Genomic DNA, 12,637 nt, shown 5'->3' with positions numbered 1-12,637 from the left:
GCACCGAGCGGGCTTCAGCGCCGCAGTGTCAGGCCGACGCCGACGCGGGTCGTATCGCTCGACGGGCCGTCGTCCCTGTTCGTGCGCTCGTAGCTGACGTCGCCGGTCAGCGCGAGATAGCGGCTCATGTCCCAGGTCAGGCCGGCACCGGTACGCCAGGTGGCCTCGTCGGAGGCGGCGGCATCCGAGGGGAAATCGCGCAGCGTCAGGCTGTTCGACAGGGTCGCGACCAACGTCGAGCGCAGCCGGTGGGTGATGATGTTCGTCAGCTCGTAGTTGATCGAGCCGGGATTGTCCGCCGTCGTGGACGGATCGAGATAGCTCAGGAGGCCGAAGAGCACGTCGGTGCCGCGCTGCGGCGACCAGTTGACCCGGCCGTCGACCGAAAGGCCGCTCAAGTCGCCCAGCCGGTCATCGTCAAAGCGAAACGTCTCGTAGCCGAGCGCGAGCTCGCCGTTGAGCTTCTCGCCGAGGTCAGCCTCCATGCCGGCCCGGCCTGCATAGCTCATATAGGAACGCTCGAAGCCGAGCGTATCTCGCCTGAGATCGTAGATCGATTTGCCGACCGAGGCTTCGAGGAAGGGGATCAGCGCCGGCGACAGCTCGTAACCAAGACGTCCTGTGAGCGTGCCGGTATTGCGGTTGCGGTCATCCTGCGACAGGGTCGTGCCGTTATCGAGCTCGACATCGCCATAGGTTTGGCGCTCGAAGTCGATCCCGACCGAGCCGCGAATGAGGCCGAGGTCGCGCTCGATTGCAGCGCCCAGCCGGTAGGTGTTGACGGCCGATTGCTCCTCGGCATTGGCGATGGCGTTCGGATCGTTGGCATCTTCGCGCTCGAAGCTGTAGCCGGCGCTCAGTCTGGCCGTCGTTTCGTCGCTGAGATCGAGGCGCAGTTCCGCGTCGACGTCGGCGCGCGGCTCTTCCTCGCCTTCGCCCGATATGTTGTTCTGCAGGACGCCTTCGCCGGTCACGCTCAACTGGTGACGCGACCAGTCCGATGTCAGCGATCCTTTGAGGCCGGTCTCGAGAAAGCCTCGGCTCTGGCTCGTGCTGCCGGTCTTCTGCCGCTCGTGGTTGAAGGTTTCGCTGAGCGCCGGCTTCAGGACGAAGCTGCCGATCCGGACGCCGGGCGCCAGACCGGCATCCGGATCAATACGCGTGCGCAGGCCGTCGATCGTCTCCTCGCGCCGGTTGAGGCGGTTGAAATCCTCGTCCAGCGCCGGTGGAAGGTCGGAGGGCGCGACGGCGGCGGTCGTCTGGGGATCGATGATCGCCGGGGAGGCGCCGGTCTGGCTCGCGCTGCCCGCGAGCGCAGCGCCCGTCGCGGGCGCCGCGTCGAGGCTTTGCGCGGCCGCCGGACTGGCGAAGAGAAGCGCACAGCCCATCAGTAGCCGGGCCCGCTTCCTCGCAAGCAAGGCGCCCGCCGTGATCGAGCGTGAAAACCTGGGCGCCATCTACCGTCTGTCCGCGAACCTGATTGCAATCGTTTCGCAATCGTAAAGGCACGTGGTTAAGCAATCGTTTCTTAAAGGGAAATCGGCGACAGCCGAGCTTGGGGATCAGGCAGGCTCGACAGTCAGTTGCCTTCCGTTGCTTGCGACGATGCGCACGCGCGTGCCGGTGGGCAGGTCCGGCCCTTCGACCACCCAGGTGGTGTCGTCGAGGCGAATGCGCCCGCGGCCCTCGGCAATCGGCTGCTCGAGCACTGCGGTGCGGCCGACAAGGCTCTCGCCGCGCTTGTTCAGGAGCGGTTGGTCGCTTGCCGCAGACGAGACGACGAAACGCCGCCCGACGAAGACCGAGACGAGCGAAAGCAGCGAGAAGACGACGAGTTGCACCTCCCAGATCCAGAAGGCCATGTCCCACAGGATGAGCGACAGGATGCCGGTGAGAAGCGCCGCAAGCCCGATCCAGATCAGGAAGACCCCTGGCAGCATCACCTCCGCCGTGAGGAGGACGAGGCCGAGGACCCACCAGCTCCAGGGGCCAAGCTCGATGGCGATGCGCTGGATCATGGATCGAGCCTCACGCGTTGTCGCTGGAGCCGGGGCCCGTGCGCGGCGTCGACTGGCGCGGGCGAGCAGGAACGGGCTGCCCGTCGCCGAACACTTCCCTGGCGATCGCGCCGATGCCGCCGAGCGAACCGATCAGCGAGGATGCCTCCATCGGCATCAGGACAATCTTCTGGTTGTTCGCGGTGCCGATCGAGGCGAGCGCTTCGGTGTATTTCTGCGCCACGAAATAGTTGATGGCCTGCACGTCGCCGGCGGCGATCGCCTCGGAGACCATCCGGGTCGCCTTGGCCTCGGCTTCCGCCAGGCGCTCGCGCGCTTCCGCCTCGCGGTAGGCCGCTTCCCGCTGGCCCTCGGCCTCGAGAATCGCCGATTGCTTGGCGCCTTCGGCGCGCAGGATCTGGGCGTTTCTGCTGCCCTCGGCCTCCAGCACCTGCGCGCGCTTCTCGCGCTCCGCCTTCATCTGCCGGGCCATTGCCTCGACGAGGTCCGTCGGCGGGGCGATGTCCTTGATCTCGACGCGGGTGATCTTGATGCCCCAGGGATTGGCAGCCTCGTCGACGACGCGCAGCAGCCGGTCGTTGATCGTATCGCGGTTGGAAAGCAGTTCGTCGAGATCCATCGAGCCCATGACCGAGCGGATGTTCGTCATCGTCAGGTTGAGGAGGGCGTTTTCGAGATTGGAAACCTGATAGGCTGCCTGGGCGGGGTTCAGCACCTGATAGAAGGCGACCGCATCGGCCGACACGCTGGCATTGTCCTTGGTGATGACCTCCTGGGTCGGCACGTCGAGGACCTGCTCCATCACGTTCATCTTCGCGCCGATGCGATCGACGAGCGGCAGGATGAAGTTCAACCCTGGTTCGATGGTCTTAACATATCGGCCGAAGCGCTCGACCGTGTAGCTGTAACCCTGCGGGACTGTCTTGACGCATGTGGCAATTACGAGAACTACGAGAACGACGAGCGCGATGACCGCATAATCCAAACCGCCCACGGAAAATCCCCCTTCTTTGCAACTCCTGGGATGGAGCGCTGCCCAGATCATGACGTGGCGATTCGCGGGAAGATTTCAAGCGATAAGCCGATTTTGCGTGTCGGGGCGCTTCCATACCGCACACGGCGGTTCCGATTTAAGAAAACTCAAACGAGTTTGTTGCATAAGTGGGGTCTTATCTATGTGTGAAAGGCCGAACGCAGCGCGATGAATGGCATCTGGGGGCAGTTTGTTGGCAACCTCGCATTTGTAAGCCTGGCAATTTCGGTCTGGGCGCATTTGTCGATCTGGCTCCGGCGCCGGTTTGTCGGACATGAGAAGATCCTGTTCGGACTGATGGCCGGCGTTGCATCGATCGGCTCGATCCTGCTGGCCGTTGAGTTCGGTCCCGGCATCCATATGGACCTGCGCTTCGCGCCGCTTGCGCTCGCCGGCATGTTCGGCGGGCCGATGGCGGCGGCGCTCAGTGCTTCCCTGGCCATCATTTTCCGCGTTGCGATCGGTGGTATTTCCACGGTCGATGGCGTCGTGGCGATCATTGCCGTTACGGGCATGGGCCTGAGCGCCAATCTCCTCATGAAAAAGAAATCGCCGACGCTTCCGCATGTCGTCGTGTTCGGGGCGGCGGTGGGAGCTCTGCTGATCGTGCTGATGGCGGTGCTGCCCAGCCTGTCGAAGGTCCATGCCTTGGCGGCGCTCGGCCTGCCGATGGCCGCGATGAACTGCGCGGCGACCATCCTCTGCGGTTTCATCGTGCTGACGACACAGCACCTGGAACTCGAGCGCAGAATGCTGGAGACCGCGTTCTCGCAGTCGCCGGACTATCTTTACGTGAAGGACAGAGACAGCCGGTTCGTTACCGTCAACGAAAACATGATCCGCCTCTATCGCTTCAGGACGACGGCGGAAATGGTGGGCCAGTCGGACTTCGATCTCCATCCGCAGCGGCTTGCCGAGGAGCTCTATCATCGCGAGCAGGAGGTCATGCGCACCGGCGTGCCGCTGATCGATTGCCTGGAGCATATCGAAGGCCGCGACCTGCTCGCCTCCAAGGTGCCGCTGCGGGACAGGGCGGGACGCGTGATCGGACTGGCGGGCGTGACACGGGACATCACCGAACGGACGGCGCTTGAACGGGAACTCAGGGAAAGCAAGAACCTGCTCTCCCATGCGATGGCGGGGATGTCCGATGGCTTCGCCATGTTCAACAGCGAAGGCTATCTTCTCTTCTGCAACGAACAATACCGCAATGCCTTTCCGTTGTCGGGAAGCGCCCGCGTGATCGGTGCGCATATCAGCGATATCGTCCGCCGCACCGCCGAAACCCGCGAGCGGCTCAACGTCCCTTACGAATCCGTGGACGATTGGATCAACGAGTCTACGTCCACGTTGCACAGCAACAAGGATGAAGAAGTTCAGCTTCAGAACGGCGATTGGCGCAGCATCAGGACACGGCTCGCGACGGACGGAACGGCGATGGTGGTCGTCTCGGACATTACGGTGATGAAGCAGGCCGAAATGGCTCTGAGGCTTTCGGCAGAGCAGTTGAAGAACCTGGCGGAGACAGATGGGTTGACCGGCATCGTCAACCGTCGCGCCTTCGACGAAGCCTTTGTGCGCGAGGCGGCGAAATGCGCGAGGAGCAACACGCCGCTCAGTCTGCTGATGATCGATATCGACCGGTTCAAGGCTTACAACGATACCTACGGGCATCTGCCCGGCGATCAGTGTCTGCGCCTCGTCAGCAAATGTCTTCTCAATTCGGCGACACGGCCGGCGGATATCGTCGCCCGCTATGGTGGCGAGGAATTTGTCGTGCTGCTGCCGGACACCGACGACAAGGCGGCCGCTATCGTTGCCGAGAAATTCGCCGGTCTGCTCGGCGAGGAGAACGTCGTCCACGCGCAAAGCGAATTCGGCCGTGTCACGGCAAGCATCGGCATAGCCTCGGCCATGGGGCATGTCCTGCAGGCCGAACCGAGCCGCCTTCTTTCGGAGGCGGATGCCGCGCTCTACGAAGCCAAGATCCAGGGCCGCAACCGCATTCTCGTGCGCGCGCTTGCCCATGCGACGGATGTCAAGTTGGCTGGTTAGGCGCCGACTTCGGAACCAGGGGCAGGCGTTCCGGCTCAACGATCAGGATCGGGCACTGCGCGCATCATGCGTACGCATACACGCCGTAGTGGATAATCCGCCCACCCAATGATAGTCTGGCCTTGGTCGTCTGATGACATGAAACCGGAGCGGTGTCATGATTCGGTTGGGTACCAAGTATCAACACCTCGTGCACGGTACTGGCTGCGGCTGCTTCAGCCCCGTTCTACAGCAAGCGTCGCGCCGTTTGGATGAATTTTCCCGCAGAAGCTTTCTTGCCGGTGCGGGTGCAGCGGCCGTTACCGGGGTAATGCCTGGCCCATCCTTCGCCCAGGGGCCTGCCTCCAAGGTTCTCTTGAGCAAGGTCCGGTTGTTCGATGGCAAGTCCGACACATTGCGGGCAGGGATCCAGGTCCTGATCGAGGGCAACAGGATCGTGTCCGTCGATGCGACGAACAGCGCTCCGCCGCCCGATGCGACCGTGATCGATTGCGGCGATCGCGTTCTGATGCCGGGCATGATCGATGCGCACTGGCACACGCTGTACGCTGCGGTTCCCTTGGCAGTTATTGCGACAGGCGATCCCGGCTTCGTCTTTTCCGCGTCCACGGCCGAAGCGGAACGGACTCTCCTGCGCGGCTTTACCACTGTCCGTGATCTCGGCAGTCCCGTCTTCTCTTTCAAGCAAGCGATCGACAGCGGCGTGATACCGGGTCCGCGCATCTTTCCGTCCGGTGCGATGATCACGACGTCCGGCGGGCATGGCGACCTTCGCATGCCGAGTGAGATTCCGCGCGACCCGGGGCGGCTCAGCGTCAGTGAACTGGTGGGCGCCGCGGCGATCGCCGACAGCATAGGAGACTTGAAGCAACGCGTACGGGAGCAACTCCTGCAGGGCGCCTCGCAGATCAAGATCGTCGGAGGCGGCGGCGTGTCGTCTCCGCGCAGCCCGCTCGACATGTCGACCTTCAGCGAGGAGGAGCTCCGCGCGGCGATTGACGTTGCCCGGGACTGGAACACCTACGTCACTGTCCATGCCTATGCTCCGAACACCGTCCAGCGGGCAATAGCTGCGGGAGCGCGCTGCATCGAGCATGCGCATCTGATGGACGAGGAGACGGCAAGGCGCATGGCCGACAAGGAAGTCTGGCTCAGTACCCAGCCTTTCCTGTCGACGGAGGATGTCGCGCAGCAGACAGGGCCATCGGCCGAACGCATGCTGCAGGTCTTTGCCGGGACTCCGAGGATCTACGAGCTTGTTCGCAAGCACGGGATCAAGACGGCATGGGGGTCGGATGTGCTGTTCTCCCCTGAAATCACGCAGCGCCAGGGCATCATGCTGACCCATCTCAGCCGCTGGTACACCAACGCCGAAACGCTCCGCGTGGCGACATCGGTCAATGCGGAACTGCTGGCGCTCTCCAATCTCCGCACCCCTTATCCGGGCAAGCTCGGCGTCATAGAGGAAGGCGCGCTCGCCGATATCCTGGTTATCAATGGCAATCCGCTTGAGGACATCCGTCTGATCGAAGACCCGGAAAAGAACCTGGCCGTCGTCATGAAAGACGGCCGGGTCCATAAGAACACGTTGTAGCGCCTTCAGCCCTCGGGGATCTCGCCCGGCCGATAATTGGGCAGCTTGCCGGCGGGCAGGATGGTCAGCAGCGCGAGCCCGGCCATGATCAGGAAGCCGAGCTTGAGTGCCCGCAGCCTCGCCTCGGTGTTGATGCGAAGGGCCTCGGCCTTCTGCTCGGGCGTCGCGGTGGTGGCCGCGACGATAGTCTCGAGCCTTTCGTTGCTGACAAAGGTGATGCTGTCGAGATTGACCTGTGACTGGATCTCGATCGGCAGGGTCGGATTTTCCGCAAGCTGGCGCATGACCGCCGAACTCAGCAGGCCGACGAGCAGGGCGCCGGCGACGGCGGTACCGACGGCGGCGGCGAGGTTGTTCGCCGTCCCCCGAAGCGAACCGACATCGCCTGCCAGTTCCTTGGGCGAGGAGGTGACCAGGACATTGAACAGCAAGGTTACGAGCGACCCCTGGCCGATGCCGAAGACCACCAGGCCGAAGAGCACGGGAATGGAACTCCAGTCATTGCGCACGACGAAAGCGAGCCAGATGAGCGCTACGGCACAGAGCGCAAATCCCAAGCGGCCGATCTGTCGTGGCGTGATCCGGCCGTAAAAGCGGACGATCAGCATGGCAGCAAAGAACACTGTCAGGTTGAACGGCAGCATGGCGACGGCGGTCGCGAGCGGTGAACGCCCCTGGACGATCTGGATGTAGAGCGGCACCGAAAAATTGAGGGCGGCCTCGAGCGCGACCACGGAAAACATGGCGAAGACGGCCGCGCGTTCCTGAGGTGAATCCAGCACGGCGAGCGGCAGAAGAGGCGTGCGATCGGCCGCCTCGCGGCGGCGCGTCCACAGCAGAAACCCCTGGCCGAGCACGATGCCGATGACGATCAGGATCGGTGCCGGCGACAGGCCAAGCACGTTGAACGGTGCCGCCGGCCGTGCCAGAGCAAGTCCCCAACCGTTCAGGTTGTTGAAGCCGAAGCTGATCAGGATGATTGCCGTTGCCGCAAGCAGCACGCCGACGAAGTCGATCCGCACGTCAGGGCGACCGTGATCGGGCTTGAGCCGGAAGCTCAGCACCAGGACGAGCGCCGAAACGGCGATCAGAATTCCAAAGACCGGCCGCCAGCCGATATAGGTGCCGAGCACGCCGCCGATCAGGAATGCCAGCACGCCGGCGCCCGCGCGGGCCGATCCCAACGCGCCCAAGGCGGTCGCCTGCTGGGTGCCGTGGTAGTTCTCGGCGATCAACGCGACGAGGGCGGGGACGATGACGGCGCCGGCGGCACCGCACAGTGCCTGCGCAGTGATCATGGCCGTCGCGTTCGGACTGAAGGTCATGAGAACCTGCGCCAGTCCAAACACAATGACAGCCAGCCGGAAGACGCGTAGCGCACCGAAGCGCTGGACGAGCTTCGCGCCGAGCATGACAAAGCCCGCGACGATCATGGAATAGGCAACGATGCCGGTGGCCACCGTCGTCGGTGCAACCTGGAAACTTTCGACCATGCCGCCGAGCGCGACCGGCAGGGACGCCACATTGAAAGACATGATCGCCTGGCCGAATGCAATCGCGACCATGGGGATCCAGGAGGCTCGCTCTTCCGCAAGTTCCTGCTGGGCAGATGTCGTCGCGGCCATGGATAGTCCCCCTTTTGGACCTGGCGAGTTAATCGGCTAGCTGAAGCGGCGCGCCGGCCATCAACCGGGAGGTGACATCAACAGATCGAGCCCGAGCCGTTGTGACAGGAATTGCGCCACCAATTGTCCCTTGACGCTGTTGCCCGCCTCGTCGAGGGGCGGCGCGAACGTGCCGAGGCCCCCCTTGCCGGGCGAGACGGTGACGATGCCGCCGCCGATGCCGCTCTTGCCGGGCAGCCCGATCTCGTAGAGCCAATCGCCGGAGGTCTCGTAGAGACCGGCGGTCAGCATGACCGCCAAGGCATAGTGGCAGACCTCGGGTCTCACGACCTGTTCGCGCGTCAGCGGATTGAAGCCGCCATGCGCGAGCGTTGCGCCCATGACGGCGAGATCTTTGGCGCTCACATTCAGCGAGCACTGCCGGGTGTAGAGCTCCGTCGCCTCCATGGGGTCGCAATAGATGCGGCCGAGGCTTTCGAGCATCCAGGCAATGCTCCGGTTGCGGGAGTTTGTCCGGGAGGCGGAGGCGTAGACTTCATCGTTGACGGACAGCTGCCGTCCGGCGAAGCGAGACAGGCCCTCGCTGATGAAGCGCCATTTCGCTTCCCCGGACTCGCCCGGCACCAGGCTGGTGGTGGCGATGGCCCCGGCATTGACCATCGGATTGCTGCGGCCTTCCGCGTTACGCTCGGTCCCTGCAACGGAATTGAAGGCGTAGCCGGTCGCATTCACGCCCAGCCGCTCACGCGCGCCGGTGGCGCCGATCACGTCGCAGATCAGTGCGAAGATGAACGGCTTGGAGACGCTCATGATGGTGAATTCGTGTTCCGCATCTCCGACGGAGAACACGCGCCCGCCCACGCTCACGACGCAAATGCCGAACAGATCGCCCGGCACACGGGCAAGGGCCGGATAGACCTGGGAATTCTGTCCCAGCGTGACGGAGGCAAAGCGTTCGTGGGCCTGCGTGACCAGCCGTGCGACGTGATCGGACGGCGGAAGGCTCCCTGTCGAGACATAGGAGCTTTGCGGGTCGAAGAGGGGATCCAGTAGCTCCATGTGCCCTCCTCAGCGGTTGGGCGACGAAATGCTACGTTCAACTCAGCGGTGTATTCTACATCAGAAGAAATGGCGCCGCAACTACAGCCAGCCCTCGAGTTCGCGGCGCACGATGTGGTTGAGCACGGCCATGCCCTCGGCACTGTCGTTCAGGCAGGGGATATGCGCGAACTTTTCTCCACCATTGTGATGGAAGCTTTCGGCCGCCTGGCCGGCAATTTCTTCCAGCGTCTCCAGACAATCGGAAACAAAGCCCGGGTTGATGACGGCGATGCGCTTGACGCCGTCCTTAGCGAGCTTCTCGACCGTCGCGTCCGTATAGGGCTGCAGCCATTCCTCCGGTCCGAAGCGCGACTGGAAGGTCACCTGCAGCTTCTCCTTCGACCAGCCGAGCCTCTCGCGCAACAGCCGTGCCGTCTTCTGGCACTGGCAATAATAGGGATCGCCGAGCTCGAAATAGCTCTTCGGAATGCCATGGAACGACGCGAGCACCACCTCCGGCTGCCAGTCGAGCCTGGCCAGGTGGCGCTCGATCGAGGTGGCGAGCGCATCGATATAGACCGGATCGTCGTGATAGGGCGGGACGGTGCGCAACGCCGGCTGCCAGCGCATCTTCAACAGGGCCTCGAAAGCCTTGTCGTTGACGGTCGCGGTCGTTGCCGCCGCATATTGCGGGTAGAGCGGGAAAACGAGAATGCGCTCGCAGCCCTGTTTCTGCAGCGCCTGCATGCGCGAGGCGATCGACGGCTGGCCGTAGCGCATCCCCCAGTCGACGATGACACGCGGGTGATCTGCGAAGTCTTCGGCCATCCGTGCGGCCTGGTTGCGCGTATAGGTCCTGAGCCAGCTCTCGTTCAGTTCCTTGTTCCAGATCAGCTCATAGGCCTTGCCGACCTTCTGCGGCCGCGTGTTGAGCACGATGCCGTAGAGGATCGGGTACCAGAAGAGGCGCGACCATTCGATGACGCGCCTGTCGCTCAGGAACTCGCGCAGATAGCGGCGCATGGAGGCGAAGTCGGTGCCGTCCGGCGTGCCGAGATTGACCAGCAGCACGCCGACCTTGCCGGAATTCACGGGCGGGTGAGCGGCGGCGGTCGGTTCGACATTTGCTTCGGTCATCGTCTTCCTCATGGGCGTCGATATGGCCTACAGCGCCGTGCGTCTTATCAGACGCACAAAGGTCGCTGTAGCACTTTAAAACGCTGCATGTTTTTTCCTGAAATCGGCGACGATTTAAGGAACATGCAGCAGCGGGACCTCTGTTTTCAAATCCTTCTAAAAAGAAAAGCCGGCGCGGGGAAGCCCGCACCGGCCCTTGCAACAGAGGCAAATTGTCTTACTTCGCCGGAATCTCCAGCTCCCGCCCGATATGCAGTGCTCGCGGCTCCGGGTAACCATTGGCAGCCGAGATTTTCTTCCATTCGAAGCCGTTGCCGTAGAAGGACTCGGCGAGATCCCAGAGCGTGTCGCCGCTGGCGATGACGTGCTTCTGCGGACCGCCGGCGGCCGCGGCCGATTCGGCCGATGGTTGGGGAGCGGGTGTGGCGGCAGCGCTTTCGGCCGGCTTGGTTTTCGCGGCCGGTTCGGACGCCGTCGCGCCGGCGGCAGCGGCGACCTCCGAGATGCGACCATCCATGTAGGGCTTGAACGGCTGATGCGCCGCGAGATAGTCGGCCAGCACCGTTTCCAGGCCCGGACCGTAGTCGTAGGCGTTCTCGCCTTTGGCCTTGAAGACGGCATAGCCGTCGCCGCCGCCGCGCATGAAGTTGTTGCTGACGAGCGAATAGGTCTTTTCCGGATCGAGCGGCTTGAAGGCGTCGCCTTCCTTTACCTCGACCGAAACAAGCCGGCTGCCGGCGGGCTTCGAGCGATCGAAGGAGAATTTGAGGCCGGCCACCTGCGGGAAGCGCCCGCCGCCTTCCTCGACCTGGCTGACGCCGTTCTCCAGCGCCGCGCGGATATCGGCGCCCTTCAACTGGAACGTCGAGAGCGTGTTCTGGAACGGCAATACCGTGATCACCTCGCCCATCGTCACGTCGCCCGCGTCGATCGAGGCCCTGAGCCCGCCGCCATTGGCGATGGCGATGGTCACACCCTGGCCCTTGACGCGATCGAGCATGGCGTCTGCAACGAGGCTGCCCATCTCGCATTCCTTCGCCCGGCAATTCTCGCGCGATCCGTCGATCGGCGCCTCCGTCTTGGCGACGACCTTGGACCTCAATTCCTCGATCGGCTTGGCAAGCTCCTTGATACGCGCCACGACGGCTTCATCCGGCTTGATGGAGGAGTCGACGAGGATCGGATCGCCTTTCGCCGCCTTGACCACGCCTTTGTCGTCGAAGGTGACGACGAGGTCGCCGAGATACTTGCTGTAGGAACCCGCCTGCACCACCGGCACCTTGTAGCCGCCGGGGTTGTCGACCATCGTCGGATAGGGGCCCTCGGCCTTCTCGTCCGTGTTGGAGAGCAGGCTGTGGGAGTGACCGCCGACGACGACGTCCACATCCGGGATCTTGGCGATGGCGGCAAGATCGCGCGGATAGCCGACATGGGTGAGCGCAATAATCTTGTCGACGCCTTGCTTCTTGATCTCCTCGATGGCGCTGGTGATCGTTGCCACGTCCTCGCCGATCAGAATGTCGGGCCCCGGCGACGAAAGCTCCGGCGTGTCGTTGGCGACGGCGCCGACGATGCCGATCTTCTGACCGCCGAGGTCGAGCACGATCGACGGCTTGATCCGGTCGCCGATCTTCGACTTGTGGCTCGGCAGAACGTTGGCGGTGACGACGGGGAACTTGACCTTGTCGAGGAAGCTCGCAAGACCGTCCTCGGCTTCGTCGAACTCGTGGTTGCCGACGGTCATCGCGTCGAACTTCATCAGGTTCAGGAATTCCGCTTCCGCGGCGCCCTTGTAGGTCGTGAAGAAGAGCGAGCCCTGGAAGTTGTCGCCGGCATTGAGCAGAAGCACGTTCTTGCCGGTCAGATCCTGGCGCTTCTGATCGATCAGCGTCTTCAGGCGGGCGACGCCGCCGAAGCACTCGTTCTTGCCTTCCTCCTCGGCCGAGCAGGTCGAATCGAACTTGTTGATCGACTCGATGCGCGAGTGAAGATCGTTGATGTGGAGGATGTTCAATTCGTAATCGGCGAAGGCGGCACCCGATGAGAGGGCGAGAAGGGAGGCGGTGATGAGGCCGGTCCGCACGTATCTGATCATGGTGTTCTCCTGTTGCCTGTCGTCTTCAGCCGATTGCGA

9 protein-coding genes are annotated in these 12,637 nt (G+C 63.2%); 2 read left to right on the top strand and 7 right to left on the bottom strand.

Annotation, left to right across the window (positions count from 1 at the left end; genetic code table 11):
* Positions 1–14: 14 nt before the first annotated feature.
* From RHIBR816_RS0105840 to RHIBR816_RS0105830, 3 genes are all read right to left on the bottom strand, one after another.
* On the bottom strand, positions 15–1,457 hold the full coding sequence (locus tag RHIBR816_RS0105840; protein ID WP_026186685.1) for an outer membrane beta-barrel protein: 1,443 nt from the start codon (positions 1,455–1,457) through the stop codon (positions 15–17).
* Positions 1,458–1,562: 105 nt separating this feature from the next.
* Positions 1,563–2,018 (bottom strand): NfeD family protein, encoded by a 456-nt coding sequence (locus RHIBR816_RS0105835; protein ID WP_018235599.1) that lies wholly within the window; start codon positions 2,016–2,018, stop codon positions 1,563–1,565.
* A gap of 10 nt (positions 2,019–2,028) precedes the next feature.
* Positions 2,029–3,012 (bottom strand): SPFH domain-containing protein, encoded by a 984-nt coding sequence (locus RHIBR816_RS0105830; RefSeq protein WP_026186684.1) that lies wholly within the window; start codon positions 3,010–3,012, stop codon positions 2,029–2,031.
* Positions 3,013–3,219: 207 nt separating this feature from the next.
* On the opposite strand from RHIBR816_RS0105830, the gene RHIBR816_RS0105825 reads away from it, so the two are divergent.
* Both RHIBR816_RS0105825 and RHIBR816_RS0105820 read left to right on the top strand, forming a co-directional pair.
* On the top strand, positions 3,220–5,106 hold the full coding sequence (locus RHIBR816_RS0105825) for a diguanylate cyclase (protein ID WP_018235597.1): 1,887 nt from the start codon (positions 3,220–3,222) through the stop codon (positions 5,104–5,106).
* Positions 5,107–5,263: 157 nt separating this feature from the next.
* On the top strand, positions 5,264–6,700 hold the full coding sequence (locus RHIBR816_RS0105820) for an amidohydrolase family protein (RefSeq protein ID WP_026186683.1): 1,437 nt from the start codon (positions 5,264–5,266) through the stop codon (positions 6,698–6,700).
* A 5-nt stretch (positions 6,701–6,705) separates the two neighbouring features.
* Here RHIBR816_RS0105820 and RHIBR816_RS0105815 read toward each other — a convergent pair whose 3' ends face one another.
* The 4 genes from RHIBR816_RS0105815 to RHIBR816_RS0105800 all read right to left on the bottom strand — a co-directional run bounded on the left by RHIBR816_RS0105815 (position 6,706) and on the right by RHIBR816_RS0105800 (position 12,598).
* Positions 6,706–8,325 (bottom strand): MFS transporter, encoded by a 1,620-nt coding sequence (locus RHIBR816_RS0105815; protein ID WP_245262556.1) that lies wholly within the window; start codon positions 8,323–8,325, stop codon positions 6,706–6,708.
* Between the two features lie 60 nt (positions 8,326–8,385).
* Positions 8,386–9,384: a glutaminase A gene (glsA, locus tag RHIBR816_RS0105810; RefSeq protein WP_018235594.1), complete on the bottom strand. Its 999-nt coding sequence runs from the start codon at positions 9,382–9,384 to the stop codon at positions 8,386–8,388.
* An 81-nt stretch (positions 9,385–9,465) separates the two neighbouring features.
* On the bottom strand, positions 9,466–10,503 hold the full coding sequence (gene hemH, locus RHIBR816_RS0105805) for a ferrochelatase (protein ID WP_018235593.1): 1,038 nt from the start codon (positions 10,501–10,503) through the stop codon (positions 9,466–9,468).
* Positions 10,504–10,720: 217 nt separating this feature from the next.
* On the bottom strand, positions 10,721–12,598 hold the full coding sequence (locus RHIBR816_RS0105800; RefSeq protein ID WP_018235592.1) for a 5'-nucleotidase C-terminal domain-containing protein: 1,878 nt from the start codon (positions 12,596–12,598) through the stop codon (positions 10,721–10,723).
* Positions 12,599–12,637 lie beyond the last annotated feature (39 nt).

This window comes from Ensifer sp. BR816, assembly GCF_000378985.1.
GTDB lineage: Bacteria > Pseudomonadota > Alphaproteobacteria > Rhizobiales > Rhizobiaceae > Sinorhizobium.
Note: the sequence above shows the minus strand (reverse complement) of the source record. Positions and strands in the feature narration are given on the sequence as shown.

Coding starts and splice junctions, on each gene's coding strand:
- RHIBR816_RS0105840 (WP_026186685.1), bottom strand. CDS start 1,457: ATGGCGCCCAGGTTTTCACGCTCGATCACGGCGGGCGCCTTGCTTGCG.
- hemH (WP_018235593.1), bottom strand. CDS start 10,503: ATGACCGAAGCAAATGTCGAACCGACCGCCGCCGCTCACCCGCCCGTG.
- glsA (WP_018235594.1), bottom strand. CDS start 9,384: ATGGAGCTACTGGATCCCCTCTTCGACCCGCAAAGCTCCTATGTCTCG.
- RHIBR816_RS0105835 (WP_018235599.1), bottom strand. CDS start 2,018: ATGATCCAGCGCATCGCCATCGAGCTTGGCCCCTGGAGCTGGTGGGTC.
- RHIBR816_RS0105800 (WP_018235592.1), bottom strand. CDS start 12,598: ATGATCAGATACGTGCGGACCGGCCTCATCACCGCCTCCCTTCTCGCC.
- RHIBR816_RS0105815 (WP_245262556.1), bottom strand. CDS start 8,325: ATGGCCGCGACGACATCTGCCCAGCAGGAACTTGCGGAAGAGCGAGCC.
- RHIBR816_RS0105820 (WP_026186683.1), top strand. CDS start 5,264: ATGATTCGGTTGGGTACCAAGTATCAACACCTCGTGCACGGTACTGGC.
- RHIBR816_RS0105825 (WP_018235597.1), top strand. CDS start 3,220: ATGAATGGCATCTGGGGGCAGTTTGTTGGCAACCTCGCATTTGTAAGC.